A 26509-nucleotide genomic window follows, 5' to 3' on the forward strand; every position below is an offset into this window, starting at 1 on the left:
TTTTCCACTACCGACAGCGCTTCCGGGCAGGGGGTCAGGGCTTGGAGACGATGGTGCCGAGGGCGGCCGGGAGGCGGTTCTGGGCGTCCTGCCAGTCGGTCGTGCCGTAGAGCTCCGTGCGCAGGTAGGCGGCTGCGAGCTCGCGGACCGCCTGCAGGCGCTGCGGGTTCTCGTCGGTGGTCTCGGCGACGTCGTAGCCGGAGACGCCACCGAGACCGTGCTCGCCGCCGGCGAGCGTGAGCAGCGCCTTGCGGCCGGGCGCCAGGTGGTACGGGTCGGCGTGCCACGACGGACCGGCGGTGGTGAGGTGCTCGGAGCCGTCGTTGTCCCCGGCCACCACGAGCGCGGGGGTGGTCATGCCCGTGAAGTCCGTGGTGGCCATGAACCCGTAGTGCTCCTTGACGAAGTCGGTCAGCGCGTCACCACCGCCGGTCGCGGCGAGCAGGACGCCGGCCCTGACCCGCTCGTCCCTCAGGCTGACGCCCTCGGTGGTCATGCCGAGCAGCAGGCTCGCGGTGTGGCCGCCCATGGAGTGCCCGACGACGGCGACGCGGCCGGTGTCGAGGCGACCCTGCAGCTGCGGCACGGCCTTGACGACCTCGTCGAGCCGGTCGAGCAGGTGCGACAGGTCCTCGGCCCTGGAACGCCAGAACAGCGGTGCCCCCGGCGTGTCCGCGGGCAGGTCCAGGGTGCGGGAGCTGAGGTGCGTCGGCTGCAGGACGACGAAGCCCTGCTCGGCCCAGTGGTCGGCCAGCGGCGCGTAGCCGTGCAGCGAGGACAGGTGGTTCGAGTAGCCCTGCCCGTGCGACAGCAGGATGATCGGCAGCGCGGTGCCCTCGGTCGGCGCGGAGACCTTCAACTGCAGGTCGACGGGCCTGCCGGGGATCTGGAGCACGACGGGGCTCACCGTGAGGACGGTCATGGGTTTCCCTTCGAGTAAGCTTCAGCCGCGTAATCGGAGCGACGTTCCGGAACGATACGGAGCACTGTTCCGCTTTGTCAACCGTGCCTCGGAGAGGAGTGCCGTGCCACCACGCAAGCGGTCCGACGCCGTGCGCAACGAGCAGACCCTGCTCGCCGCCGCGGCGGCCGTGTTCGTCCGTTCCGGCGTCGACGCCCCGATCAGGGAGATCGCGGCCGAGGCCGGCGTCGGCATGGGCACGATCTACCGCCACTTCCCCACCCGCGCCGACCTCGTCGTGGCCGTCTACCGCCACCAGGTCGAGTCGTGCGCGGCGGCGGGCCCGGAACTGCTGGCCGCCGCGGACTCCGCGTTCGTCGCATTGCGACGGTGGGTCGACCTGTTCGTCGACTTCCTGGTGACCAAGCACGGCCTGGCGCAGGCGCTGCAGTCCGACGACAGCGGGTTCGCCTCGCTGCACGCCTACTTCCTGGACACGCTCGGGCCGGTGTGCCACGCGCTGCTGACCGCGGCGGCCGACGCCGGGGAGGTTCGCGGGGACGTCCAGCCGTACGAGCTGATGCGCGGCATCGGGAACCTGTGCATCGGGCAGGCCGACGAGCGGTACGACCCGCGGCGGCTGATCGCGCTGCTGCTGGACGGGCTCCGCCGGACCTGACTCCCCGCACCGCCCCCGCCGGGACTTGACGCCGACCGCCCTGCGCACCCGTCATGATTGGCCCAACCGGCAGCTGAGGGCGAGGTACCAGTGGCAGTCACCATCCGCGACGTGGCACGCAGGGCGCACGTGTCGGTCGCCACCGTGTCGCGCGCGCTGACCTCACCCGAGCTGGTGCGGCCGGAGACCCGGTCGCGGGTGCTGGCCGCCGCCGCGGAGCTGGGGTACCAGCCCAACCGCGCGGCACGGGGGTTGATCACCGGCAAGACGGGCAACATCGGCATCGTCGTGCCGGACCTCGACAACCCGTTCTTCACCGGTGTGCTGAAAGCGGTGCAGGCGCGGGCTCTGCAGGCGGACTACGCGGTGTTCGTGGCCGACAGCGACGAGGACCCGGTGGCCGAGGCGCGGCTGGTGCACGCGATGGCCAAGCAGGTGGACGGGGTCGTGCTGTGCGCGCCGGGGCTGGAGGACTCGCAGGTCTACGAGGTGGCCGGGGCGACGTCGCTGGTGCTGCTGAACCGGCGGCTGCCCGGGGTGCCGTCGGTGCTGATGGACTCGGCGGGCGGGATGCAGGCGGTCGTCGACCACCTGGTCGCGTTGGGACACCGGCGGATCGCCTACCTCAACGGGCCGCGCACGTCGTGGTCCAACCAGGAGCGCCGGCGCGGGCTGCTGACAGCGGTGGCACGGCACGGGATCGAGCTCGTCGACCTCGGCCCGTTCGCGCCGCGCTACGAGGGCGGGTTGCAGGCGGCGGACCTGGCGGTGGCGGCGGACACGACGGCGGTGGTCGCCTACAACGACATCATGGCGCTCGGGGTGCTGGCGCGGTTGCGGGACCGCGGGATCTCCGTGCCGGGCGAGGTGTCGGTGACCGGGTTCGACGACCTCACCTACGCGGCGCTGTGCTCGCCCGCGCTCTCCACCGTCGCGATGCCCGTCGCACAGGCAGGGCGGACCGCGGTGAACCTGCTGCTGGGCTGGTTCGACTCCGACCACGACGAGGTGCCGCAGGTCGTGCTCGGCACGCAGCTGATCGTGCGCGGGACCACCACACCGCCGAAGAAGTAGGGCCCGGCAAGCAAAAGGCGGCCCCGGCCAGCGCCTGGGGGGAGTGCGCTGAAAGCCGGGGCCGCGAGAGCGGCTGGGCCCGAGGGGGGAGGGGGCCGTGCGCCGCTGGTGCACCACTCTGCCCTGGGATCGGGAAGAAAGCCAGGGTGGATGTACCTGTTTTTGGATTTCTCGTACGTACGGGTTACGCGTAGAGACCTTCGTACAACGGGGAGTGAAGGCGGTGCACCACGGACCGCTTGACCTTCAACGTGGGCGTGAGCTCACCTTCCTCCTGCGACAGATCCCTTGCCAGCAGCACGAACTTCTTCACCTGGGAAACACCGGCGAAGTGCGAGTTCGCTTCGTCGACGACTTCCTGCACGAGCGCGCGCACGTCCGGGTGAGCCACCAGTGACTCGACGTCGCCGGGAAGTCCACGCGACGCCGCCCACGGACCGATCTCGTCCGCGTCCAGTGTGATCAGAGCCACACAGTACGGTTTGCGGTCGCCGTACAGCACCGCGTGCGAGATCCACCGGGACTGCCGCAGGGCGTTCTCCACGTTGGCGGGCGCGATGTTCTTGCCGCCCGCGGTGATGATGATGTCCTTCTTGCGCCCGGTGATCGTCACGAAACCGTCCTCGTCGATCTCGCCGAGGTCGCCGGTGTGCAGCCAACCGTCCTCGATGGTCTCCGCCGTCGCCTCGGGGTTGCGCCAGTAGCCCGCGAACACGTGCGGGCCGCGCATCAGCAGCTCGCCGTCCTCCCCCAGCCGCATCTCCAGCCCCGCGATGCCGGTGGCACCGACCGAGCCGAGCTTGAAGCGCTCCAAGGTGTTGATGGTGCCGATCGCGGTCGACTCGGTCATGCCGTAGCCCTCCAGCACCGGCACCCCGGCCGCGTGGAAGAACCGCAGCACCTCGGTGGAGATCGGCGCGGCACCGGACAGCGCCTGCTCCAGCCGGCCGCCGAACACCGCGCGCACGTTCGCGAACAGCGCGTCGGCCTGCTCGAACGCCGCCGCCATCTCGGCGGGCACCGGTTCGCCCGCGGCCCTGCGGCGCCGCACCTCCAGGCCCAGCGCGACCGCCTGGGACAGTTGCGCGGGTTCGACGGCCGACGTGACGAACGTGTAGATCTTCTCGAAGATCCGCGGCACCGACGGCAGGAACGTCGGCCTGACCTCGGCGAGCTCGGGGATGACCGCCTTCATGTCGCCGCCGAAGTAGGCGAGCTCGCCGCCGCGGTACATCGTGCTGAACATGACGATCTGCGCGAAGACGTGCGCCAGCGGCAGGAACAGGTAGACCGTGCCCTGCATGGCGTCGATCCGGGTCTCCTCGGCCAGCAGGCACAGGGCGACCCAGTTGCCGCTGGTCAGCACGCACCCCTTGGGCGGGCCGGTGGTGCCGGAGGTGTAGATGATCAGGCTCGGGTCGTCCGGGTGGACCGCCGCGCGGCGGGAGTCGAGCTCGGCGGCCAGCGGCGAGGTGCGGCCGGTGTCGCCCAGCTGCGCCACCGTCGGCCGGTCGCCGGCGGGCTCGATCGTGAACACCGCGCGCAGCTCGGGCAGCTCACCGCGCACCGCCTCGACCTTGGCGCACTGCTCCTCGTTCTCGGCGACCACGACGGACGCACCGGAGTCGCCGATCACCCAGGCGATCTCCTCCGGCGTGCTGGACGGGTAGATCGGCACGACGATGCCGCCCGCCGCCAGCACGGCCAGCTCGACCGCCACCCACTCGTACCGGGTGCCGGCGAGCACGCACACCCGGTCCCCGGAGGACAGTCCCGCGTGGACGAACCCGGACGCGAGCTCCAGCACCAGCTCCGCGACCTCGGCGAAGGTCCGCTGGTGCCACCGGCCGTCCTCCTTGTACCGCCACGCCACCGCGTCGCCGTACGCCTGCTCCGCGAGGAACGGCAGGTCGGCGGTGCGGCGGACGGCTTTCAGGGCGTTCGGGCTGGTGACTCCTGCGGTCATTGCGGCTCCTGCGCGCGTCGGGGTGGGGGGATCAGGCGGGAACGACCTGGACGCGGGTGCCGTTGAGCACGGCGGTCCCGGAGAGCGGGTCGATCCGGAGGTCGTCGGTGAGGAGGTTGACGTTCACGCCGGCGTGCTCGCGGGCCACGGACATCCGCGTGCCGGGCTGGTCGTGGCCCCAGCCGTGCGGCATCGACACGACACCGGGCGCGATGTCGGCGGTGACCTCGACGAGCACCTCGACCTTGCCGACGCGGGAGGTCACCTGGGCGGTGCCGCCGTCGGTCAGCCCGATCCGCTCGGCGTCAGCGGGGTTCACCTGCAGCGTGCACAACGGCTTGCCCTTCACCAGCGCGGGCACGTTGTGCATCCAGGAGTTGTTGGTGCGCAGGTGCCTGCGGCCCACGAGGACCAGGTCGGTCTCGGGCGCGGTGAGCGCGGAGAGCACGCGCGGCAGGTCGTCCACGACGGCCTGCGGGGTGAGCTCGACCTTGCCGGACGCGGTGCGCAGGACCTCCGGCAGGCGCGGGGTCAGCGGACCGAGGTCGATGCCGTGCGGATTCTCCAGCAGCTGCCGCAACGACACCCCGTACGCGCCGGTGCGGAGCTTGAGGTCCAGCAGGCGTTCCTCGCGCGTCTCCCCCTCTGGCTCGAAGTCGGCGCCGGCCTTCTCCTTCAGCCCCGCGAGCTGGACCGCGGCCACCGCGTCGAGGTCGGCGTCCGGGCCGAGTCCGCTGAGGATGGTCGCGAGCCGGAAGAAGATGTCCGCCTCGTCGACGCGGTCCTCCTCCAGCGGGATCGGTGCGCGCGAGTACTTCACGACGTTGCGCACGGAGTTGCTGAAGAACGCGAGGTCGTAGTGCGCGCGCCGGGACGGCGGCGGCGTGGGCAGGATGACGTCCGCGTGCCGGGTGGTCTCGTTGAGGTACGGGTCGACGCTGACCATGAACTCCAACGACGCGAGGGCGTCGCTCACGCGTGCGGAGTTCGGCAGCGACAACGCGGGGTTGCCGCCGATCGTGAACAGCGCGCGCACCTGGCCTTCGCCGGGCGTCTCGATCTCGTCGACCATCGTGACGGCGGGGAACTCCCCCATCACCTCGGGGTGGCCCTTGACCCGGCTGTGCCAGCGGCCGACGCCGAACCCCTTGCCCCGTCCGGGGCCGCGCCGGGTGTGGGCGGGCAACGGCCACATCACGCCGCCCGGCCGGTCGAGGTTGCCGGTGAGGACGTTGAGCGTGTCGATCGCCCACGACGCGACCGTGCCGAACTCGACGGTCGTGGTGCCGATGCGCCCGTAGACGGCGGCGCGCTCGGCAGCGGCGAGCTGCCGGGCCAGGGCGCGGATGGTCGCCGCGGGCACGCCGGTGCGCTCCGCCACGGCGTCCGGGCCGAAGCCGGCGACGAGCGCGCGGACCCGGGTGTGGTCGGTGACGTGCTCCGCGAGGTCCTTGAGGTCGACCAGGTCCTGCGCGAACAGCTCGTGGACGAGGGCCAGCAGCAGGAACACGTCGGTGCCCGGCCGGATCACCACGTGCTGGTCGGCGGCAGCAGCGGTGCGGCTGCGGCGCGGGTCGACCACGACGAACGACCCGCCGCGCCGCTGCAGCTCGCGGAACCGGCCCGGCACGTCCGGCACCGTCCACAGGCTGCCGTTGGAGGAGAACGGGTCCGCGCCCAGCACGAGCATGAAGTCGGTGCGGTCGATGTCGGGCACCGGGATCGAGAAGACGCTGCCGTACATGTGGCCGCACTGGACCTGCTTGGGCATCTGGTCGACGGTGCTGGCGGTGAAGACGTTGCGGCTGCCGAGCGCCTTGCGCAGCGGTCCGGCGTACAGGCCGCCCGCGAGCGAGTGCACCACGGGGTTGCCCAGGTACATCGCCACGGAGTCGCGGTCGGGGAAGTCCTTCAGCCGCTCGTCGACGTGCGCGAACGCCTCGGCCCACGTGACCTCGACGAACTCGCCGTCCCGCTTGACCAGCGGCGCCCGCAGGCGGTCCGGGTCGGCGTCGAGCGCCCCCAGCGAAGCGCCCTTGGGGCAGATGAAGCCCCTGCTGAACTCGTCGTCGCGGTCACCGCGCACCTTCGTGATGCGGTCGCCGTCGACCGTCAGCTCCAGCCCGCACGTCGCCTCGCACAGCGGGCAGGTCGTGAACACGGTGCTCATGCGTCCCCTTGTCCGGCTTTTTTCCCCAACGCGTACCGATCGGCGGCCACCGGGCGCAAGCGCCCTGCCGAGGTCAACCCGAACAGCTCACTGACCGCCCCCGCAATCATGTCGGGCCGGCGCAGGGTGTGCTCGAAGCGGAAGCCGACGACCGCGCGCGAACCGCCGAGCAGCCCGGTCAGGTGCACCGACTCGTCCTGGTCGGGGCCGTGGCAGACGACCCGCCCGAACGGCGCCAGAGCGGCCAGGGAGGCCTCCAGCGCGCCGCCGGGGTCGAGCACGACGTCGACCCGCTGGTCCTCGTTCGCCCGGACGAGCCGCGCGGCCAGACCGTCCCGGCCGGAGTCGACGGCGACGTCCGCGCCGAGCGCCACCGCCGTTCGCCGACGGTCCTCGCTCGATTCCGTGGCGATCACACGGCCCGCTCCGAAGCTGCGCGCGAGTTGGACGGCTATCGCACCGACCTCGCTCATCGCGTCGTGCACGACGATCGTCTCGTCCGGCCCGAGGTGCGCGCACGTGCGGAGGAGGTGCCACGCCGTCGTGCCCGCTCTGGCCAGCACCAGTGCTTCGTCATCGGTGACACCGGCGGGGACGGGCAGGTGCACCCGGCCGGCGATGACGACGACCCGACGGCCACCGTCCTCGACCCGGACCTCGTCGACCGCCGCCGCTGTGCGCATGAACCCCATCTCAGGGGTGCGCGGCGCCGGGCTGTAGTGCGGCTTCCACAACAGCTAAGGAACCGGCGCCCCGGTGCGGCCGGGTGAGCCCACTACCCGGCTGGGAACCCGGCTCAGCGCTGCTGCCGGGCGTCCAGGACGCGGGCGAGCTCCAGCCGCGACGACACGTGCAGCTTGGCGTAGACGCGGGACAGGTAGACCTCGACCGTGCGCGGGCTGTAGTGCAGGGCGGCGGCGATGTCCCGGTTGCGCATCCCCTGCTGCACCAGCCGCGCCACGTTCTCCTCGGCCTCGGTGAGCAGCCCCGGTGCCTTCGACCGCGCTCGCGGCACCTTGGCGCCCAACGCCCGCAGGCGCGTTCCCGCCCGGCGGCGCAGACCGTGGACGCCGAGCCGCTGGAACGTCGTGTACGCCTGCACGAGCGCCGGCACCTCGTCGCCGGTGACCTCGCCGAGGGCCAGCTGCGCACGGGCCTTCTCGAACTCCAGCCCGCCCAGCGCGGCCTCGGTCACGGCCTCCCGCACGGGGTCCGGATCGCGGTGCACCAGGCCGGTGACCCGCCGCAGGGTCGTGCGCGACCACGGTGACACCCGCTGCGACGAGACGGCGGTGAGCCGGTCGAGGGTGTCGAGCGCGCTGTCCGTGCGGCCGCGGTCCAGGTCGAGCTCGATGGTGCGCGCGACGAGGACGCACGAGTAGGGGGCCTCGAACCGGTCGCCGACGTCGGTCAGCAGCAGCGCGCAGGCGTCCTGGACGGCACCGCGGGCGACGAGGTGGTCGGCCAGCGCGATGGTGTGCAGCCGCGCCATGTTCACCGACCGCGGCGCGGGCAGCTCCGCCAGCCGCGCGGCCACGTCCAGCTCGCCGCGCCACGTGCGGATGGAGAGCTCGACCGCCTGCAGCACGCCCAGCGCCTGGTCGGCTCGCGCGGCCTCGACGTCGGCCCGCCAGCGGCCGATGCCGTCGAGCGCCGCGTCCCAGCGCCCGCCGAGCCAGTCGAGCATCACGCGGGCGGAGGCACGTTCGGCGCGGAACCCGTGCGAGCCCACCTGGTCGACGAGCTCCTCGGCCCGCCGCAGCCGCCACGACGCGTCGTGCACCAGCCCGGTCAGCGCGCTGGTCGAGGCGCACACCGACAACGCCTGCAGCTCCAGCATCGGCTGCCCCGCGCTGCACGCCAGCGCGCGGTTCGCGTACTCGACCGTCTCGTCGTGGCGGAACAGCAGCGACGTCAGCATCGCGAGGTGCTCGTTGACGATCACGCCCTCGGCCGGTGAGCCGACCGGCACCGCCGCGACCCGCGCCACCTCGGCCGCCGCGGCCGCGTGCCGCCCGGTGTGGACGAGCAGCACCGCGCGCTGGGCCTGCAACGTCGCGGGCGCGCCGGTGCCGGCCACCTCGCGGTCGGCCAGCTCCATCGCCTCGGCAATGCGCCCGACGGAGAACAGCGAGGAGATCACGGCCGTGGCGACGCGGGCGCGTTCCGTCCCCGCCGGCAGGGTCTCCAGCGCGGCCAGGCCGGGACCGACCGCGAGCGCGGGCCGGGACGCCCGCGCGAGCACCCTGCACTGCAGCGCGAGCAGCTCACCGCGCTCGGGTGCGTTGTGCGGCAACAACTGCAAGGCCCGCCCGCACAGCGCCGCCGCCGTCTCGGGTGCCGTGGACCGCGCGAGGCCGGCGGCCTCGGCGAGCACCGCGACCGCGGCCCGGTCACCGGGCGCGGCGGACTCGGCGAGGTGCCACGCGAGCTGCAGCAGGTCGACGGGCAACCCCTGCGCGCGGTCGTCGAGCAGCCGCGCGGAGATCAGGCTGTGCAGGTGGCGGCGCTGGGCAGGGCCGACCTCGTGGTAGAGCGCCTCGCCGACCAACGCGTGCGAGAACCGGTACCCGCGCTCGTCGTCGTGCACCACGATGTGCGCGCGCAGCAACTCGTCGAACGCCTCGATGACCGTGAGCTCCGGCAACGACGCGACCCTCGCCAGCAACGGGATCTGGTCGAGCCGCACGCGCCGGAACACCGACACGGCCCGCGCGACCACCCGCGTGTCGTCCTCCAGCGGCGCCACCCTGCGCAGAACGGCCTCCCGCCGGGTCAACCGGATCGCGTCCGGCGGCACGGACAGCCGCACCCGCCCGCCGTCGAGCGCCACCAGGTCGAGCTCCCGCAGCGACCGCGCGATCTCGGTGACGAAGAACGGGTTCCCGTCGGCCCGCTGCTGGACCTCCCTGGCCAGTGCCTCGTCCACGGGTGCCTGCAGCACCGCCGCCACGATCCGCGCGACGTCCGCGTCCGGCAGCGGGGCCAGCTCGATCCGCACGACCTCCGCGTGCTGCTCGACCCGGTCCAGCAGGTGCTCCGCCCCCGGCTCGCCGACGTGCGACCGGCTCGCGGTGACCAGCACGAGCGGGGCCGCCGCCACCCGCCGCAGCACCAGCCCGAGCAACGCCAGCGAGTCGTCGTCGACGTGGTCGAGGTCGTCGACCAGCAGCGCCGCCGGCCGCGTGGCGGTGAGCTCGGTCAGCAACCGCACGACCCGGTCGCAGGCGCGCCCGAACCAGGCACCGGAGTCGTCGGTGACCTCCAGCGCCGCCAGTGCTTCCGCGTGCGCGCCGACGGCCGGCGTGCCGGGGTCGAGGCTCCGCACCGCGGCGAGCACCGCGCCGTACGGGATGCGCTTGCCCAGCACGTCGGAGGCGGAGGTGAGGACGCCGCAGCCGCGTTCCCGCAGGCGGCGGGCGAGCTCGGTGAGGAGGCTGGTCTTGCCGATGCCCGGTTCACCGGTGATCGCCACCGCGACCGTGCCGGTGGCCGGGGCGTGCTCGACGCAGGTCAGGACGGCGTCCAGCTCGGCGGCGCGGCCGAAGAACCGCGGGGTGGCGCGCAGCGGAGTGTCGGGGATGACGGCCTCCTGGGTCGGGCAGGGCTGCTCCGCAGTGTTCCACGGAGGCGGGACGGCGGGTGCGATCCGGTTGCGGGGCCGGGTGCACGGGGTAGGAAGGGGGTATGGATCCGGTCAAGGCGTTGAAGCAGGTGGCCTTCCACCTCGAACGAGCGGGCGAGCCGACCTACCGCGTCCAGGCCTTCCGCAACGCTGCCGCCGTGCTGGCCGAGCTCACGCCGGAGGACGTCGAGGAACGCGCGCGGCTCGGCACGCTGACCGACCTGAAGGGCGTCGGGAAGTCCACCGCCGGCGTCGTCGCCGACGCCCTCGCGAACCGGGAGCCGCGGTACCTCGCCAAGCTCCGCCACGTCGACCTCACCGGCGGCGAGGAGCTGCGGGCGCGGCTGCGGGGCGACTGCCACGTGCACTCCGACTGGTCCGACGGCGGCAGCCCGATCAGGGACATGGCGGAGGCGGCGCGCGACCTCGGGCACGAGTGGATGGTGCTGACCGACCACTCGCCGCGGCTGACCGTCGCGAACGGACTGTCGCGGGAGCGGTTGCTGAGGCAGCTCGACGTCGTGGCGGAGCTGAACGCGGAGCTGGCGCCGTTCCTCGTGCTGACCGGGATCGAGGTCGACATCCTCGACGACGGGTCGCTCGACCAGGACGACGACCTGTTGGAGCGGCTGGACGTCGTGGTCGCGAGCGTCCACTCGAAACTCAGGATGCCGCGCGCGGAGATGACCGAGCGGATGCTCACGGCCGTGGCGAACCCGCACGTCGACATCCTCGGCCACTGCACCGGACGGCTCGTCGTCGGCAAGGGGCGGCCCGAGTCGCAGTTCGACGCCGAGCGGGTGTTCGAGGCGTGCGCCGAGCACGGCACCGCGGTGGAGATCAACTCACGGCCGGAGCGGCTCGACCCGCCGCGGCGGCTGCTGTCGCTGGCGGTCGACGCCGGGTGCACGTTCTCGATCGACAGCGACGCGCACGCGCCCGGCCAGCTGGACTGGCTGAGCTACGGCTGCGCGCGGGCGCAGGAGTGCGGGGTCGACCCGGACAGCGTGATCAACACCCGACCGGCAGCGCTGCTGACAGCCGGGTGAGGTGCTCGTAGCAGGACACCGGCGGACCGGTGCCGCGCGGCACAGCTCGCACACCGGTTCCGGGTCCCCGGCGCCGACCAGCGCGGCCAGCTCACGCGCCGGTTCCACCGCCCCGTCGCGCGCCGGTCGGGGTGCCCAGCGCGTACCGCTACACCGGCAACGGCCTCATCCGGTCCGGCATGTGCGCCCGCAGCGCGTCGTGCAGCGACGACACCCCGGCGGCGTCCAGCACCAGGGAACCACCGGCGCAGGCCAGCTCGGCCTCCCCGGTCCGCTGGTCCGGCACGTACGTGAGCTCCACGTCCGGCACCGAGCACGACTCGGCCGCGCGGATCGCGATCAGCAGCTCCGACACCCGCTCGTACCCCAGCCGCGTGCTCCACCGCACCGCGGCCGGGGGACGGACGAACAACCGGAGCCCTCCTGCGGCACGGCGAACTTCCACGCACGTCAACACCGCTGCACCCTTCCTGCAACCCTGTTTCACGGCGAGACTAGCCACGACCGCGCCGCACCAGATGCCGCCATCACCCGTTCGGTTCACCGGCAGCAGGGCTTCTCGAACTCGGAATTCCGTGCGGTGGAGAAGTCCTCCACCAGCGAGACTCCGGTCGGGCGGCGTCGCCGGGCTCGCGGACGAGCGTCCGGCGGAATGTCGCGTCCTGGGGCGAAGCGGAAAAACCATCTGCACCCGAAGGAAGCATGCCCTCGCGGTCCACGGGTGATGTCGCGATGCGCGGACAGCACGCACGTCATCACTCCGAGTGACCGTCCGAAGTGGACTAAGCCCGATGTGTAACACCGGGAGCGACGGGTACTCACCCTTCGACGACCCAATCTGAGGAGGAGGTTTCGTGACCACCATTGAGAAGTCGGTGGACGTCCACGTGCCGGTGAGCACGGCGTACAACCAGTGGACCCAGTTCGAATCCTTCCCGGCGTTCATGGACGGCGTCGAGAAGATCGACCAGATCACGCCGACCAGGACCCACTGGACCACGAAGATCGGTGGTGTCGTCCGCGAGTTCGACGCGGAGATCACCGAGCAGCACCCCGACGAGCGCGTCGCGTGGACGGCCGTCGAGGGCACGCCGCAGGCCGGCGTGGTCACGTTCCACCGGATCGACAACGACACGACGCGGGTGCACGTCCAGATGGAGTTCACCCCGGAGACCATCACCGAGAAGGCCGGAGCGGCGCTCGGCGTCGTCGGCCACCGGGTGGAGGGCGACCTGAAGCGGTTCAAGGAGTTCATCGAGAACCGCGGTGTCGAGACCGGAGCGTGGCGGGGCGACGTGACGCCGCCGCCCCAGGTCTGATCGTGGTGCCCGTTGACGCCAGACCAGCACGCGGCGTTCGAGGAGCTCGCCCGCACCGCCCGTGACTCGTCGCGCTACTACGCGCTGCGGGACCGGCTCGTGCGCGAGTACCTGCCGCTCGCCCGGCACATCGCTCGCCGCTTCAGCGAACGCGGCGAGCCGATGGAGGACCTCGCCCAGGTGGCGGCGGTCGGGCTGATCAACGCCATCGACCGGTTCGACGTGGGCCGGCAGACGGACTTCCTGTCCTACGCCGTGCCCACGATCACCGGCGAGGTCCGCCGCCACTTCCGCGACCAGTGCTGGGCCGTCCGCGTGCCCCGGCGCCTGAAGGAGCTGTGCGACTCGATCGACGGGGCCACCGCCGAGCTGTCGCACCGTTCCGGGCGGTCTCCCACCCCCTCGGAGATCGCCCGGCACCTCGGCGTCGGGCTCGCGGACGTCTACGAGGGGTTGCGCGTCGAGAAGAACGTCGCGGTCGCCCCGCTGGAGGCGCTGCAGGACAACTCGGCGGACGACCCGGCACTGGAAGGCGTGGAGATCCACGAGGCCCTGCAGCCCATGCTGCGGGGCCTTCCCCGTCGGGAACGCACGATCGTGGTGCTGCGGTTCTTCGGCCGGCTCACCCAGACGGAGATCGCCCGCAGGGTCGGCATCTCCCAGATGCACGTCTCGCGACTGCTGACGAAGTCGCTGGAACAGCTGCGCAACGACCTGCTGGCAGACGAGTGACGTGGGCGAGCGGGAACGCCCGTCCCTGGTGATACTGACGGGATGACCCGGTTGCGGTGGCCCCAGAAGCTGGCGATCGGCACCGGCGCCCTGCTCGCGCTGTGGGCCGTCGCCGGCTTCTTCGTGACCGGTTTCTCGCCGTTCGCCACCGAGACCGGCACGTGGGTGCTCGGCCTGCGGGTCAACCCGCTGCAGAACGCGCTGCACCTCGTGTTCGGGGTCGCGCTGCTGCTGTCGTTCCGCAACCTCAGGGCGCTGAGCGGCACGGCGTTGCTGGTGGCAGCGGCACTCCTGGTCACGTTCGGCCTGGGCACGGCCCGCTACGACGAGCAGGTCGTGAACGTGCTGAACGTCAACCCCGGCAGCAACGTGCTGCACCTCCTCGCCGGGTTCGCCGCACTGGCGGTGGCGCAGGGCGCGGTCTGGTGCCGCCGGTGCGACCGCGCCCCGCGGCTCAGGAGGTCCTGAGCCGGGGCCCGCGGCTCAGGGCGTCCTGAGCAACCGCAGCACCGCCCGTTCCGGGTCGCCGCCGCCGATCACCGTGCCGCTCTCGAACGCCTCGACCAGGCGCGGGTCCACGTAGGACTTCCGCGCGACGGCCGGGGTGTTGCCCAGGTGCTCGGCCACGTCCTTCATCACCGCGCTGATGGCTCGCTTGGTGGGCTTGCCGCGCTCGCGCAGCGCCTCGGCGAACGCCTTGGCCGCGGCCACCGTGGCGTGCCAGGTCCGCAGGTCCTTGACCGTGAACTCGTCGCCGACCAGCTCGCGGAACCGCTCGTTCACGTCGTAGGCGGTCATGTCGAACACGCGGCAGTCCGGGGTCCGGTCCCTGAGCAGCGTCCGGACGGCGCGGGCCAGCTGCGGGTCGGTGATCTCCTCGTCGACCTGCACGCCGTGCTTGGCCGGGAAGCGGAACCTGACCCGGTCGCCGCGCACCTGGAGGTGCTCGCAGAGCAGCGTGGCCACGCCGTGGCTGCCGTTCTCCTCCGCGTACTCCTCGTGGCCGACGCGGAAGACGCCGAGGTCGAGCATGCGCAGGGCGATGGCGAGCAGGCGGGTGCGGCCGCGCTTCCTCATGTCGGCGACGATCTGCGCGCGGAACTTCGGCAGCTTCGGGGCCAGCTTCAGGACGCGGTCGAACTTCTCCGCGTCCCGGTTCGTGCGCCACTGCTCGTGGTAGAGGTACTGGCGCCGGCCGGCGTCGTCCACACCGATCGCCTGGATGTGCCCGTTCGGGTGCGGGCTGATCCACACGTCCCGCCACGCCGGCGGGATGACCAGGGCCTTCACCCGCGCGACCTCGTCGGGGCCGAGGGGCTCGCCCGCGGTGGTCGCGTAGCGGAAACCCTTGCCGTGACGACGGCGGGTCCAGCCAGGACCTGCGGTGTTGCTGCGGCGGAGTCTCACCTGGACACCTCGTGGTTGATCAGCATGGGTGCCGGGTACCCGCTCGCCGATGAAAGATGACTGCGCCGTCGGTGTGGAACGGGGGTTCCTCCTCGTCGACCCCTGGTCACGGCGGCCGGTGGCACTCGCACCGCGGGCTGCACGCGCACGTGGGGGTGCCTTCGACGGCGGCGGCGCCGGAGGCGTCGAACGCGCTGCGGCCCTGGTCGCCGGCGCTGCTGGTGCACTCGTCGCACCCGCGCTGCGCGAACGCGGCGCGCTGTCTACTGTGGAGCGCCAGATCGACTGGCTGCGGCACAACGGCTGCGGAGCCGCATGCCGTCGCTCCGACCCCGAGTCCCCCGTGGACATGCTGATCGCCCGAACGCGTGAGGAAACCTGATGCGCCTCCCTGCTCCCCGCGGCCACATGAGCGCCGCGCTGGTCGCCGCACTCCGCTCGGCACCGGGGCCGCGACCGGCCCTGCTCGTCAGCGGCGGCACCAGGGAGCCCGCGGCGGACGACGACCTGCAGCTGTCGCTGTGGATCTGCTACGAGCTGCGCACCCGCAACTTCGACGACGTGCACCCGGCCTGGGACGACCACCCGGCGGCGGCCCAGTTCCTCGCCGTCCTGGAGGCCCGCTGGGAACAGGGCCTGCGCGCGCTGGAGGAGACGACCCCGGCGGTGCCGCTCGACCCCGCCGCACGAGCCGAGCTGCGCAAGCACCACGCGTTCTGGCACCCGCGCCGCGAGATGCGCTCGGCCCTGCGCGACCTCCACGGCGACGCCTACGGCTCCCGCGACGAACGCACGCACTCGGTGCTGTTCACCGTGACGCTGCGGGACCTCGACTGCGGCACCGGCGTCGACGACATGCCCGTCGCCACCCTGGCGCTGGCCAACGCGCTGAGCCTGTTCGGCCTCCACCGGCGCCTCGTCGGCGCGCTCGTGGGCTTCCTGACGGCGGTCGACACGATCGGCGGCGACCCGTTCGCCCAGCTGCTGCCCGTCCAGTGCCCGCCGGACGACGTCCGGCTCGGCTTCACGGCGTGCCACGAGCTGCACGCCCGGCTCGTCCAGCACGTCCACACCGCCTGTGAGGCAGGCCGCTCTTCCCTGCGGGGCCGCTGGCTGCTCACCAGGGGCCGCGTTAACGTGGGATGCTGAACGCCGCGAAAGGAGCAAGCGTGCCCGACCCCACCACACTGGCCACCGTGGTAGTCGACCGGATCGCATCCGACGTCGTAGTGCTGCGCGTGGCCGGGGAGCTCGACACCACCAGCTCGAGCGAGCTCATCGCTCCGCTCGACACGCACGTGGTGGACGCGAACCGGGCGGTGGTCGTCGACCTCGGCGGCGTCCGCTTCCTCGGCTCCGCCGGCCTCGAGGCCCTCGTGCTCGGCCAGCAGCGCGCCGGCCGCACCGGCGTCGAGTTCGTGCTGGTCGCGTCCACCCGTGCAGCACTGCGGCCGATCGAGGCGACCGGGCTGGACACGGTCTTCACGATCCTGCGGTCCGTGGACGAGGCGGTGGAGCGCTACTCGGCCTGAACCTCGCACCCGGCCACCGCGTCCGGGAAACGCCTTCGCGCGCTGGACCGCCGGCACGTGCCCCCGGGTGGTCGTGCTGCGGTGTTCCCGGGGGTGGTGAGCGTGCTCACCGGACCGTTCCACCAGGTCAATCCTGGCCGATGTCCTCGAACCACAGCTCCGGCTGCTCGGCGATGAACCTCGTCATCATCTCGACGCACGCCGGGTCCTCGACCACCGTGATCCCGACCCCGTGCTCCGCCAGCCAGTCGTGCCCGCCGGAGAACGTCGTGGCCTCCCCGATCAGCACGTTCGAGATGCCGAACTGCCGCACCAGCCCGCTGCAGTACCAGCACGGCGACAGCGTCGTGACCATGGTCGTCCCGCGGTAGCCGCGCTGGCGGCCGGCGTTGCGGAAGGCGGAGGTCTCGGCGTGCATCGAGGCGTCGCCGTCCTGGACGCGGCGGTTGCGGCCCCGGCCGAGCAGGCGGCCGTCGCCGTCGAAGAGCGCGGCGCCGATGGGTATCCCGCCCTCGGCGAGTCCCGTGCGCGCCTCTTCGACGGCGACGGCCAGCATGTCGGAAGCAGCGGTCATGCCGTTCAAGCTACTTCGTCTTGAACAGTTTCACCGTCATCGACGTGCCCGACTGCTTGGTCACCCGCAGGCCGACGCCGACGGCGGGCAGCTTCACACCCGCGTTGGGCTGCTCGGCGAACCAGTACTGCCTGGTGTCGTCGAACACCGGCTGGGCTGCGGCACCGCGGACGTAGGACGCCTTGCCGTTGACGTGCAGCGTGAAGGAGTCCGACTTCTGCAGCGAGAACGGCGCGTCGTAGCCGCCGATGGTGGGCGACCAGCGCTGGCCTTCGAGGTTGTGGAGCGGCGCCGGGTTGGCGTCGATCGGCAGGACCAGGCCCTCACCGGGGTGCTCGCTCACGTTGTTGTCGAGGTAGTACGTGTTCCACAGCGAGACGAGCAGGCCGTCCTGGTACGGGAAGTGCTCCACGAGGTCGGGCCTGTCCGGGAAGCTGTACCGGTACGGGCCGGTGCGGTTGTACTGGCCGTAGGACTCGTAGGTGCGGTTCGACGCGATGTAGAACTGGTCGAACGCCTTCGTCTCCTTGCCCTCGGTGGTGCGGAAACCGCGCGTGGTCCACACCCCGGCCGTCTCGCCGCCGTCGGTCAGCACCGGGGTGCCGTCCGCGACGACCGTGATCTGGTCGGCGAAGAAGCCCTGCGGTGCCAGCGCTCCGTCGGTGCGGTAGGCCAGGCGCAGCTTGGTGTCCTTGCCGGCGTAGGCGTCGAGGGGGACGGTGATGTCCACCCACTGGCCACCGGACGAGCCGCTGACCGCGGGGGCGTTGCCGGAGTCGCGCACGAACGGCTGACCGCCGGCGGTGCCGTCGAGCTGGGTCCAGCTGCCGTCCGCGTTGGACGCTTCGACGTAGAGGTAGTCGTAGTCCGCCTCGATGTCGTAGCGGGCCTTCAGCGACAGCGACGCCGTGGTCTTGCCGCGCAGGTCCACGGGCGCGGTCATCGAGTGGTCGAGGTCGTTGCCCTTCTCGCTCCACCACATCTTCGTGCCCGCGAACGGGGCGCCGTAGTCGAACGACCTGGAGATGTCCGGCAGCACGACCACCAGCCCCTGGGCCTTGGCGGTGTTGTACTCGTGCGGGCCGAGCTGGAACGTGCGCTCCTGGCCCGCGACCGCGATCTCGTAGTCGAGCCAGCCCAGCTGCAGCTTGTCCCACGCGGAGAACTCGTTGGCGCGCTCACCGGTCGCCTCGCCGGGGGCGTTGACCCGGTTCTGGCCCATGATCGACCACCAGTTGACGCCGTTCGTGCCGCCGTTGGTGTCGTAGTGGTCGGGCAGACCGAGGTCGTGGCCGTACTCGTGCGCGAACACGCCGACGCCGCCGTTCTCGGGCTGCACGGTGTAGTCGCCGACCCACAGGCCGGTGTCACCGATGGGCGCGCCGCCGAGCTTGTTGGTGCCGGGGCCGGAGTTGTAGTTCTTGAACGCGTAGCCGCGGTGGCTCCACAGCGCGTCCTCGCCCTGCCACGGGTCACCGTCTGCCTGGTCACCACCGGCGTGCACGATCTGGAAGTGGTCGATGTAACCGTCGGGCTCGTTGAAGTCGCCGTCGGAGTCGTAGTCGTAGCGGTCCCACACGTCGTACTCGCGCAGCGCCGCCGTGATCTGCTCGGTGGTCTCCCCCGCGGCCTTGCGGTCGGCGACCCACTGGGTGACGGCGTCCTTGATCAGCTCGCGGGAGTTGTTGCAGATGTTGTCGCCGCACGGGTAGCCGTTGCTGCGGCCGTAGCGCGCCTCGTTGTAGCGGACCTTCACCCAGTCCGTGACGAGCCCGTCGACCGTGTAGCGGCCGGAGGACTGCCGGTCGTAGAAGTTCGCGACCGAGTTGGCGTCCTTCGCCCGCGAGAAGTACAGGTCCTGGAAGTACTGCCGGCTGAAGTCGGGCCGCCAGATCGTGGTGTTGTCCACGGCCCTGTCCGGCTCGGGGATCTGGTTGCGCAGCGGCCCGTCGAACCGCACCGGGCCCGGGGTGTTCGGGTTCGTGTCGCGGTCGGGGTAGTCGGGGTGCCGCTCGTCGCCGAACTCCGCCAGAACGACGAAGACCTTGTCGGTCTTCTCCCGCTTGAGCTCGACGTACTGGTCCTTCGCCTGCTTCTTGCCGACCTTCGCCACGGTGCTGGCACCGCGCTTCTCCGCGGTCACCTCCCCGGTCAGCACCTCGGCCAGCGCCTGCTGCTTCAGCGCACGCCGCTTGAGCTCCAGCTCGTGCGGCTGCTCGTCGCTCTGCTGCCGCACCTGCGCCTCGGGCCGCTCGACCGGCGTCGCGACGGCCGGGACGGCCAGGCCGGTCGTCAGCACCGCGAGCGCCGCTGCTCCCGCCAGTGTTCTTCGCACGTAGGTCCCCTCCTCGGAATCCGGAGGGCGACGCTACGTAGTTGGCCTGCCGCCCGGCACGTCCGAAAGTCGGTTGTCGGACCCGGGACCACATGCTGAACGTCGTCTCAGCGAGTTGCCAGGCGCCTCTCAGCTTCCTGTGGCTTGATGGACGTACCGGAAGTGGAGGGGCCCATCGTGATCGGCTTCGTGCTCGGCTGGCTGCTGACGCTGTTCATCCTCGTGATGATCGCCAGGATGGTCGTCGACTGGGCGGTGGCGCTGCGGGCGCGCGGCGCCTGGGTGCCCAAGGTGCAGCGGGTGGCGTACGCGGTGACCGAACCGGTGCTGTCGCCGGTGCGCAAGGTGCTGCCCCCGGTGCGGTTCGGCGGGTTCGGGCTGGACCTGGCGTTCACGGTGGTGTTCATCGCGGCGCTGGTCCTGCGCTCGATCGTGTGGTGAGGACGCCGGGGTTGAGCACCCCGGCGGGGTCGAGGGCGGCCTTGGCGGCGGCCAGCGCCGTCCCGAACACGTCCGGCCGCTGACGGGTGTACCAGGGCATGTGGTCGCGCCCGACGGCGTGGTGGTGGGTGATGGTGCCCCCGGCGCCGCTGAGCGCCTCGGACACGGCGGTCTTGATCTCGTCCCACTGCTGCCGCAGGCTGCCCCACCGCCCTGGCGCGTAGATGCCGTAGTAGGGCGCGGGCCCGTCCGGGTGGACGTGGGTGAAGCGGCACGTCACGATCCCGGCCCCGCACACCTGCCTGAGCACGGCCGTCGCCGCTTCCGTGACGGCCGCGTGCAGGTCGGCGAACCGGTCCCACGTGCAGGCCGTCTCGAACGTCTCGGTGATCATCGCGTGCTGCGCCATCGCATCGCGCTGGTAGGGCATGCGCAGGAACGACGCCCGCCACCTCCGCGCCGTCCCCTCGACCACCTCCCCGCCCGCGCAGAGCTCCAGCGCCCTGGCGAGCTGCGCGTCCACGGGGTGGTCGGCCGACTCGAACGCCAGCACGAGCACAGACCTGCTCGACCCGGCGTTGAGGAACGCCTCCGCCGGGTCGAGCAGCCGGCAGTTCGCCGGCCGCAGCCCGGACTGCACGACCGCCCGCACCGCCTCGACCGCCTGCCCCCAGTCCGCGAACCGCACCGACGCGCCGGCCCGGTGGACCGGCGGGGCCTGCAACCGCAGCCACGCCTCGGTGATCACGCCGAGGGTTCCCTCCGAGCCGAGGAACAGCCGGTCCGGCGACGGCCCGGCCCCACTGGCCGGCACCCTGAGCGACTCGCTCGTTCCCACCGGGGTCACGACCCGCAGCGACTCGGTGAAGTCATCGATGTGCGTGGTCGCCGTCGCGTAGTGCCCACCCGCGCGCGTCGCGAGCCACCCGCCCAGCGTCGAGAACTCGAAGGACTGCGGGAAGTGCCGCAGCGTGAGCCCGTGCGGCTTGAGCTGCGCCTCCAGGTCCGGCCCGAGCACACCGGCCTGGACCCGCGCGGCCCGGCTCGTCGGGTCGACCTCCAGGACGCGGTCCAGGTTCCGCAGGTCGAGCGTCACCACGGGCGCGTCGATGTCCCGCGGTTCGACGCCGCCGACGACCGACGTGCCGCCGCCGAACGGGATCACGGCGATGCCGTTGCTGCCGCAGTGGTCCAGCACGTCCACGACGTCCTGCTCGGTGCGCGGCCTTGCGACGGCGTCGGGAATCGGGCCGATGTCGCCGGCCAGGTTGCGGACGACGTCGCGATAGGCCTGGCCGCGGGCGTGGGTGAGGCGGTCGACCGGGTCGGTGGAGCACAGGTCCGACGGTGGGACGCGGGACGGCGGGAGGTCGAGGTCCGCGGGGTCCGGTGGCTCGTGGAACGTCAGGTCCGCGTCCGGGAGCACGGCGCGGACCCGGTCGACCAGCTGCTGCCGTTCGGCTGGGGTGACGGCGTCCTCGACGTTGCCCCAGCCCCACCACGACCTCGTTGCCATGGCGAGCAACGGTAAGCAAGACGCACGCGTTTCGTAAGAGCTATCCGGCGCCGAAGCACACGAAACCGACCGCCGCCGCGTACGAACCGTCGTCGGAAGCGGCCCGCTGCACCTCCGCCAGCGCCTCCGCCGGCGACAGCCCGTCGGCCAGCTTCCGGTGCAGCTCCACCATCACCGGTGCGGTCCCGTCGGTCGGCACCGGCACCACGGGCGCGATCAGCGTCCGCGTCCCCAGCCCCAGCAGCGCCGCCGTGAACCCCATCAGCTCATCGCCGGGACGCACGGCGGACTGCCCGGTGTCACACGCGGACAGCACCACGCGCGTAGGCGGTGTACGCAGTCGTTCGATGTCGTAGACCGTCAGAGGTCCATCGGCCAGTTCCAACGCGCTGAACAACGGGTTGTCGACGCGGAACGAGCCGTGTGCCGCGATGTGTGCGAGAGCGGCACCGTCCATTGCGGACGCCACGGCCGAAACGGTTGCGTCGTCATCAATGAGCACACGGCCGGGCACGTGCGCGGAGACGGCCTTGATCTCGTCGGGTGCGGCGGCCATCCGCGGGCCGGCGGCCAGGACGGCTTCTCCGGACGCGTCAGGCGCAGCGGCAGCACGCAGCCACACGGACGCTGACGGCGCCACGGTCACCTGACGGCCGAGCACGCCCCACGGCAGGCTGTTCAGCGCACCGGTCGGTACCACCACCAGTGGACGGCCGTCGATGTGTGGCGCCAAAGGTGACAACAGCCGCGCAGACAGCAGAGAAGCGGCATGGGCGGCGGAGGAGCGGACCACCTCCAGGTTCGGCAGCCCCGGCGGCAGGGTCACGAGGCGGTGCAACGCGAAGCGCAGCAGGCGGATCTCGCGGACCACGCCCTCAAGGGCACCCAGCACGTGCAGGGACGTCCGGCCGTCGGCCAGGACCACGGCCAGCAGGGAGCCGTCGTACTCGACGAACTCGACCAAGGCGGAGGAGCCCAGGGCCGCCGCCAGCGAGGACACCGGCGGCGGCTTGAACACCGCTCCCCCGCCCGACATCTGCCGGGTCAGGTCGCGGACGCGTTGTTCGGCGCGGACCAGCTGCGCGCGCAGCGCCCCGGCGGGTTTGCCGGCCAGCACGGCCGACTCGACGTCGGAGGTGACGGCGCGCAGGGTGGCCAGCGCGTCCTCCAGGCGGGGGTCGTCGGGGGGTGACACCGACTTCATCCGCAGGGCGCCGGCGCGCCAGCTCTCGGTCCACGACAGCACGCGGGCCGCGTTGCCGGAGGCCACGGCCAGGCGCAGGCCCTCCTCTGCCAGGGCCTGGCCCTGCGCGCCGGTCAACGCGCGCAGCTCGGCGGCGCCCAGCGACACGCGGTACTCGTCGAGCAGGGCGATGCCGCGGCGCAACGCGGAGGAGGTGCCGCGGACGTCACCGGAGAGCTTGCGCCGCAACGCCTCCGCGTACCAGCCGCGGACGCGCAGACCGGCCGGGCCGCGGGAACGCGACGCGGCGGCCCTGGAGAGCTCGGCCACCGCCCGCACGCGATGACCGAGGTCGGCGGCCACCAGACCGGCGTCGATGCGGGCCTCCAACGCCGGCAGCCGCCAGTCCATCGCGTCGAGCTCGTCGGCCACCCGCGACAACGCCACCCGCAGCGAACGGGTGCGGTCACCGCGCAGGACCGCCGCGTGCAGTTCGAGGTAACGCGCTCCGGCCGCCCACAGCAGGCGCTGCTCGCGGCGGAACCGGCGCCGGGCCTCCGCCGCGAAGGCGTTGGCGGCGTCCAGGTCGTCGTCCAGCAGGGCGATGCGGGCGCGGAAGAACAACGCCTCGGAGGTCGCGAAGGGGTTGCGAAGGGCCTTCAGCTCGGTGATGGCGCGGTCCGCGGCCACCCGTGCCTCGTCCACCAGGGGCACCGACACCAGCAGCTCCAGCCGGTTCACCAGCAGGGCGGGGCGGGGCACGTCCAGGCTGCGGTAGACCTCGTCGGCCTTGTCGAACAACGTCAGGGCCGCGGGCACGTCGCCCGAGCGGGTGGCCATGATGCCGGCGTTCCAGTGCACGTCCGCGACACCGAGCTCCTGGCCCAGCGAGCCGAGCAGCGCGGCGGCCACGTCGAAGTCGGCGGAGGCCTCACGCATGTTGCCCACGTACGCGCGCACAAGACCGCGGTTGTTGTGAGCGCGCGCCTCGACCAGTTTGTCGTCCACGCGCCGTGCGCCGGCGATGGCGGCCGTGTAGTCGCGCTGTGCTTCGTCGTATCGGGTCAGGTAGTGGAAGACGACACCGCGTTGCATGAGAGCGGCGACCGCGTCCGCACCCGACAACGACGGCATGGCCACGTCCAGCGCGCGCAGTGCGGCGCGGTGGCGGCCGGTGTAGGCGAGCACCCACGCCAGCGACATCTGCGCCAAGGCCGACAAACGGGGCAGTCCTGCGTCCGTCGCGATGCGGATCGAGCGGCGCAGGTGGCGGATCGAGCCGCTGTAGTCGTGCAGCTCGCGCAACGCGAGACCGATCGCGCGTTCGGCGATCGCCCATTCGGAACGGTCTTCCGTCGCGCGGAGGACGGCGCGGGCCATCTCGACGGCCGCACGCGGGTTGCGCTGCCTGGCCGCCAGCGCGTCCTCCGCACAAAAGTCGGTCACGGCGTCACTTTATCCGCTGTGGTAGCTTGATCAAGCTCGGTCGGGGCCCCCGTCAAACGCTGCTTTGTGAGGCCGTGGTGTCGAAATCGCCGGAACGTGCTGAGCTGTACGAAAGAGCTTTTCAGCAGCTCATCGCCGAGGACAAGAACATCAGCTTCCACGCCGAACGCGGGCGTGAATTCCTTTATCGCCCAGGTCAGCTGCTCGTCGCGCCGGCCGACCTCGACCGGGTGATCGCGAAACTGCGGCAAAACAATGTCGACGCGCGTCCCGCGGCCGGATTCGGTGGAATGGCCCGGTTGATCCTGCCGAACAACCCCGAAGACATTCCGCAGATCGTCCGGTTGTTGAGGGATCAACGGAACTGGCCGAACGAACGCGTACCGCTCGTCCAGCCGCACCACGTCGTCGTGGGACACGGCGGAAACGTCATGGGCAACCCCGGCGACCGGCCGCGGCCGACCGACCCGCTCACCCCGCCGAAGGCCGACGACCGGCTCTCCGGCATCCGCGTCGGCATCCTCGACACCGGCATCTCCTCCGGCGCGCAGCTGGAGCACGCGGACTGGTTCAAGAACCGGTTCGTCAAGGAGCCCGACGACGTCGACCCCGCCTACACCAGCGGCGCGCTCTTCGGGCTGCAGGGCGGCCACGGCACGTTCGTCGCGGGCGTCGTGCAGAGCGCGGCGTGCGGTGTCGCGCTCGACCCCGAGATCGCCCTCGACCTGAACGGCTTCGGCGACGAGGAGCGGCTGGTCGCCAAGATCGCCGAGATGGGCCGCAAGAAGGTCGACCTGCTCAACCTGTCCCTCGGCTGCTACACCGCCGACGACGTCGCGTCCGAGCCGCTGCGCGTCGCGATCACCGCGCTGCCGCAGGAGATGGTCGTGGTCGCCTCCGCGGGCAACCGCGGCGACCAGCGCCCGAGCTGGCCCGCCGCGTTCTCCCGGGTCACGGCCGTCGCCGCGCTCGCGCTGAACGGGGACGGCTCGATCGTGCCCGCCTGCTACTCGAGCTTCGGGCACTGGGTCGACGCGTGCGCGATCGGCAACCGCTCCTCGACCTACCTCAAGGGCGAGTGGAAGCTGCCCGGCGAGGGCGACGCGACGCCGTTCGCGCTGTGGGCGAACTGGGCCGGCACGTCGTTCGCCGCGCCCTGGGTCACCGGGCGGATCGCGGCCACGATGGTGAAAGACGGCCTCACCGCAGCTCAGGCCCGTGACAAACTGCTGGTGGACCCGGAGTTCCACGCCGGTTACGGGACCTTCGTCAAATAACCGGCGAGGAGTTGTATCTGGGGAGCAACCCCGGCCTCCGCAGGTCGTGACCGCAAGGAGTCGACGTGACCTCAGCATCCCCGATCGCCGCGCTCGTCAGCGCGGCGGCCGAGGGCGATCAGGGTGCGTGGAACGAGATCGTGGACCGCTACACGCCGCTGGTCGTGTCGGTGATCTACAAGCACCGGCTGCGCCCCGCGGACGCGGCCGACGTGAACCAGACGCTGTGGCTTCGGCTCGTGGAGCAGATCGGCCGGCTCCGCGAGCCCGAGGCGCTGCCCGGCTGGATCATGACGACCACCCGCAACGAGTGCCTGCGCGTGTTGCGCGTGCAGCAGCGGACGCACCTGTACGACCCGCTGTCGGAGTCCGACGCGCTGGAGTCGGAGCAGGACGCGGACGTGGAGGCGGACCTGCTGGCGGTGGAACGGCGGCAGGCGCTGCGCGACGGGTTCGCCGAGCTCACCGAGCAGTGCAAGCGGTTGCTGACCAAGCTGATGACCGACCCGCCGCCGAGCTACCAGGTCGTGAGCGAAGAGCTGGCGATGCCGGTCGGCAGCATCGGGCCGACCCGCATCCGCTGCCTGGAGAAGCTGCGCAAGACGACGGCGATCTCGGCGTTCCTGGGATCGCCAGCCAAGAAGGCCACGCAGGTGAGAGGAGGTGTGTTGGGTGCGGCACGACTGGGACAGTGACGAGGTGTTGCTCGACGCCTTGCGCGACGCGGTGAGCACACCGCCCGCCGATGCGGTTCCACCGGAGTTCCTCGAAGCCGCCAAGGCGGCCTTCACCTGGCGCACCGTCGACGCGGAGCTGCTGCTGATCACCTCGTACGACTCGGTGCTGGACGACACGCTCTTCGCCCGCGCCCGCTCGACGTCCACGGCGCGGCAGCTGGTGTTCGACGCGGACGGCGTCACGCTGCAGGTCGAGGTGTCGGCGGCCGGCGTGACCGGGCAGCTGGTGCCCGCGGACGGCGACGTGACGCTGGTGTCGCCCGCCGGCGACGTGGAGACGGCGCCGGCCGACGAGCTGGGCATGTTCGTGATGGGCCCCGGTCCGCGCGGCCCGGTGCGGTTCCGGTTCGCCGGCGGCTGCACCGACTGGTTCATCCTCTGACCAGACCTCGCGAGAGCTGCGCTGCCGTGGTGCACGTACCGCTGCACGAGTCCGGCGCGCACGCCACCGGCGCCCGGCCGAGCTCCGGACGCCGGCAGCACACCCGATCGGGTGCTTCTTGCTGTCACGCGGGGGCCCCGCGTTCCCCTCAGGGTCACGCAGGG

Annotated in this window: 25 protein-coding genes; 13 read left to right on the forward strand and 12 right to left on the reverse strand. The window is 71.9% G+C overall.

Annotated elements, in window-relative coordinates; translation table 11 throughout:
* Nucleotides 1–34 precede the first annotated feature (34 nt).
* Entirely contained in the window at nt 35–922 is an 888-nt protein-coding gene (locus ACZ7CH_RS21875) for an alpha/beta hydrolase family protein (RefSeq protein WP_470374704.1), read from the reverse strand.
* A gap of 103 nt (nt 923–1025) precedes the next feature.
* On the opposite strand from ACZ7CH_RS21875, the gene ACZ7CH_RS21880 reads away from it, so the two are divergent.
* Both ACZ7CH_RS21880 and ACZ7CH_RS21885 read left to right on the forward strand, forming a co-directional pair.
* Nucleotides 1026–1580: a TetR/AcrR family transcriptional regulator gene (locus ACZ7CH_RS21880; protein WP_458430941.1), complete on the forward strand. Its 555-nt coding sequence runs from the start codon at nt 1026–1028 to the stop codon at nt 1578–1580.
* A gap of 90 nt (nt 1581–1670) precedes the next feature.
* Nucleotides 1671–2654 (forward strand): LacI family DNA-binding transcriptional regulator, encoded by a 984-nt coding sequence (locus tag ACZ7CH_RS21885; protein WP_470374705.1) that lies wholly within the window; start codon nt 1671–1673, stop codon nt 2652–2654.
* A gap of 184 nt (nt 2655–2838) precedes the next feature.
* Here ACZ7CH_RS21885 and ACZ7CH_RS21890 read toward each other — a convergent pair whose 3' ends face one another.
* The 4 genes from ACZ7CH_RS21890 to ACZ7CH_RS21905 all read right to left on the reverse strand — a co-directional run bounded on the left by ACZ7CH_RS21890 (nt 2839) and on the right by ACZ7CH_RS21905 (nt 10439).
* Nucleotides 2839–4620 (reverse strand): AMP-dependent synthetase/ligase, encoded by a 1782-nt coding sequence (locus ACZ7CH_RS21890; protein ID WP_470374706.1) that lies wholly within the window; start codon nt 4618–4620, stop codon nt 2839–2841.
* A gap of 31 nt (nt 4621–4651) precedes the next feature.
* Entirely contained in the window at nt 4652–6790 is a 2139-nt protein-coding gene (locus tag ACZ7CH_RS21895) for a molybdopterin oxidoreductase family protein (protein ID WP_360392499.1), read from the reverse strand.
* The gene (locus tag ACZ7CH_RS21900) at nt 6787–7473 is read right to left on the reverse strand and encodes a zinc-binding dehydrogenase (protein WP_360392502.1); all 687 of its coding nucleotides are present in this window, start codon (nt 7471–7473) and stop codon (nt 6787–6789) included. The genes ACZ7CH_RS21895 and ACZ7CH_RS21900 overlap by 4 nt, the downstream gene beginning before the upstream one ends.
* 113 nt (nt 7474–7586) lie before the next feature.
* Entirely contained in the window at nt 7587–10439 is a 2853-nt protein-coding gene (locus tag ACZ7CH_RS21905; RefSeq protein WP_470374736.1) for an ATP-binding protein, read from the reverse strand.
* A gap of 38 nt (nt 10440–10477) precedes the next feature.
* Here ACZ7CH_RS21905 and ACZ7CH_RS21910 point away from each other — a divergent pair, with 38 nt between their 5' ends.
* Nucleotides 10478–11464 carry a PHP domain-containing protein gene (locus ACZ7CH_RS21910; RefSeq protein WP_360392505.1) on the forward strand — a complete coding sequence of 329 codons (987 nt, stop codon included), beginning with the start codon at nt 10478–10480 and terminating at the stop codon, nt 11462–11464.
* A gap of 148 nt (nt 11465–11612) precedes the next feature.
* Here ACZ7CH_RS21910 and ACZ7CH_RS21915 read toward each other — a convergent pair whose 3' ends face one another.
* Nucleotides 11613–11876 carry a hypothetical protein gene (locus ACZ7CH_RS21915; RefSeq protein WP_470374707.1) on the reverse strand — a complete coding sequence of 88 codons (264 nt, stop codon included), beginning with the start codon at nt 11874–11876 and terminating at the stop codon, nt 11613–11615.
* A gap of 442 nt (nt 11877–12318) precedes the next feature.
* Between ACZ7CH_RS21915 and ACZ7CH_RS21920 the strand changes: the two genes are divergently transcribed.
* The 3 genes from ACZ7CH_RS21920 to ACZ7CH_RS21930 are packed head-to-tail and all read left to right on the forward strand — an operon-like array spanning nt 12319 to nt 13983.
* Nucleotides 12319–12783: an SRPBCC family protein gene (locus ACZ7CH_RS21920; RefSeq protein ID WP_360392510.1), complete on the forward strand. Its 465-nt coding sequence runs from the start codon at nt 12319–12321 to the stop codon at nt 12781–12783.
* A gap of 12 nt (nt 12784–12795) precedes the next feature.
* Nucleotides 12796–13515, forward strand: a complete 720-nt coding sequence (locus ACZ7CH_RS21925; protein WP_360392512.1) for a SigB/SigF/SigG family RNA polymerase sigma factor — start codon at nt 12796–12798, stop codon at nt 13513–13515.
* Between the two features lie 42 nt (nt 13516–13557).
* The gene (locus tag ACZ7CH_RS21930; protein WP_360392515.1) at nt 13558–13983 is read left to right on the forward strand and encodes a DUF4383 domain-containing protein; all 426 of its coding nucleotides are present in this window, start codon (nt 13558–13560) and stop codon (nt 13981–13983) included.
* A gap of 15 nt (nt 13984–13998) precedes the next feature.
* Here the strand turns inward: ACZ7CH_RS21930 and ACZ7CH_RS21935 are convergent, their stop codons facing one another.
* On the reverse strand, nt 13999–14922 hold the full coding sequence (locus ACZ7CH_RS21935; protein ID WP_360392518.1) for a DNA topoisomerase IB: 924 nt from the start codon (nt 14920–14922) through the stop codon (nt 13999–14001).
* A gap of 49 nt (nt 14923–14971) precedes the next feature.
* Between ACZ7CH_RS21935 and ACZ7CH_RS21940 the strand changes: the two genes are divergently transcribed.
* Genes ACZ7CH_RS21940 through ACZ7CH_RS21950 form a run of 3 tightly spaced genes read left to right on the forward strand, consistent with a single transcriptional unit; the run spans nt 14972 to nt 16454 of the window.
* On the forward strand, nt 14972–15304 hold the full coding sequence (locus ACZ7CH_RS21940; RefSeq protein WP_470370871.1) for a hypothetical protein: 333 nt from the start codon (nt 14972–14974) through the stop codon (nt 15302–15304).
* Complete coding sequence (locus ACZ7CH_RS21945) at nt 15304–16071, forward strand: iron-containing redox enzyme family protein (protein ID WP_360392523.1); 768 nt, start codon at nt 15304–15306, stop codon at nt 16069–16071. Before ACZ7CH_RS21940 ends, ACZ7CH_RS21945 begins: the two co-directional genes overlap by 1 nt.
* 20 nt (nt 16072–16091) lie before the next feature.
* The gene (locus ACZ7CH_RS21950) at nt 16092–16454 is read left to right on the forward strand and encodes an STAS domain-containing protein (RefSeq protein ID WP_470374708.1); all 363 of its coding nucleotides are present in this window, start codon (nt 16092–16094) and stop codon (nt 16452–16454) included.
* A gap of 127 nt (nt 16455–16581) precedes the next feature.
* Here ACZ7CH_RS21950 and ACZ7CH_RS21955 read toward each other — a convergent pair whose 3' ends face one another.
* Entirely contained in the window at nt 16582–17028 is a 447-nt protein-coding gene (locus tag ACZ7CH_RS21955) for a nucleoside deaminase (RefSeq protein WP_360392528.1), read from the reverse strand.
* A gap of 10 nt (nt 17029–17038) precedes the next feature.
* A complete protein-coding gene (locus tag ACZ7CH_RS21960) occupies nt 17039–19363 on the reverse strand; it encodes an immune inhibitor A domain-containing protein (protein ID WP_470374709.1) in 2325 nt (774 codons plus the stop codon).
* Nucleotides 19364–19510: 147 nt separating this feature from the next.
* Between ACZ7CH_RS21960 and ACZ7CH_RS21965 the strand changes: the two genes are divergently transcribed.
* On the forward strand, nt 19511–19804 hold the full coding sequence (locus ACZ7CH_RS21965; RefSeq protein ID WP_360392534.1) for a YggT family protein: 294 nt from the start codon (nt 19511–19513) through the stop codon (nt 19802–19804).
* On the opposite strand, the gene ACZ7CH_RS21970 is transcribed toward ACZ7CH_RS21965, so the two are convergent.
* The 3 genes from ACZ7CH_RS21970 to ACZ7CH_RS21980 are packed head-to-tail and all read right to left on the reverse strand — an operon-like array spanning nt 19767 to nt 24368.
* Nucleotides 19767–21320, reverse strand: coding sequence for an FAD-binding oxidoreductase (locus tag ACZ7CH_RS21970; RefSeq protein ID WP_470374710.1), 1554 nt, complete (start codon nt 21318–21320; stop codon nt 19767–19769). The genes ACZ7CH_RS21965 and ACZ7CH_RS21970 overlap by 38 nt on opposite strands.
* Nucleotides 21321–21360: 40 nt before the next feature.
* Complete coding sequence (locus tag ACZ7CH_RS21975; protein WP_470374711.1) at nt 21361–23949, reverse strand: CHAT domain-containing protein; 2589 nt, start codon at nt 23947–23949, stop codon at nt 21361–21363.
* Nucleotides 23946–24368, reverse strand: a complete 423-nt coding sequence (locus ACZ7CH_RS21980) for a hypothetical protein (RefSeq protein ID WP_360392543.1) — start codon at nt 24366–24368, stop codon at nt 23946–23948. The genes ACZ7CH_RS21975 and ACZ7CH_RS21980 overlap by 4 nt, the downstream gene beginning before the upstream one ends.
* Here ACZ7CH_RS21980 and ACZ7CH_RS21985 point away from each other — a divergent pair.
* From ACZ7CH_RS21985 to ACZ7CH_RS21995, 3 genes are all read left to right on the forward strand, one after another.
* On the forward strand, nt 24360–25226 hold the full coding sequence (locus ACZ7CH_RS21985) for a S8 family peptidase (protein WP_470374712.1): 867 nt from the start codon (nt 24360–24362) through the stop codon (nt 25224–25226). The genes ACZ7CH_RS21980 and ACZ7CH_RS21985 overlap by 9 nt on opposite strands.
* Nucleotides 25227–25291: 65 nt before the next feature.
* The gene (locus tag ACZ7CH_RS21990) at nt 25292–25921 is read left to right on the forward strand and encodes an RNA polymerase sigma factor (protein WP_360392548.1); all 630 of its coding nucleotides are present in this window, start codon (nt 25292–25294) and stop codon (nt 25919–25921) included.
* Nucleotides 25899–26345: a hypothetical protein gene (locus ACZ7CH_RS21995; RefSeq protein ID WP_360392551.1), complete on the forward strand. Its 447-nt coding sequence runs from the start codon at nt 25899–25901 to the stop codon at nt 26343–26345. The genes ACZ7CH_RS21990 and ACZ7CH_RS21995 overlap by 23 nt, the downstream gene beginning before the upstream one ends.
* The last annotated feature ends 164 nt before the right edge of the window (nt 26346–26509 follow it).

The sequence above is a fragment of the Lentzea sp. NPDC037011 genome (genome assembly GCF_055607425.1).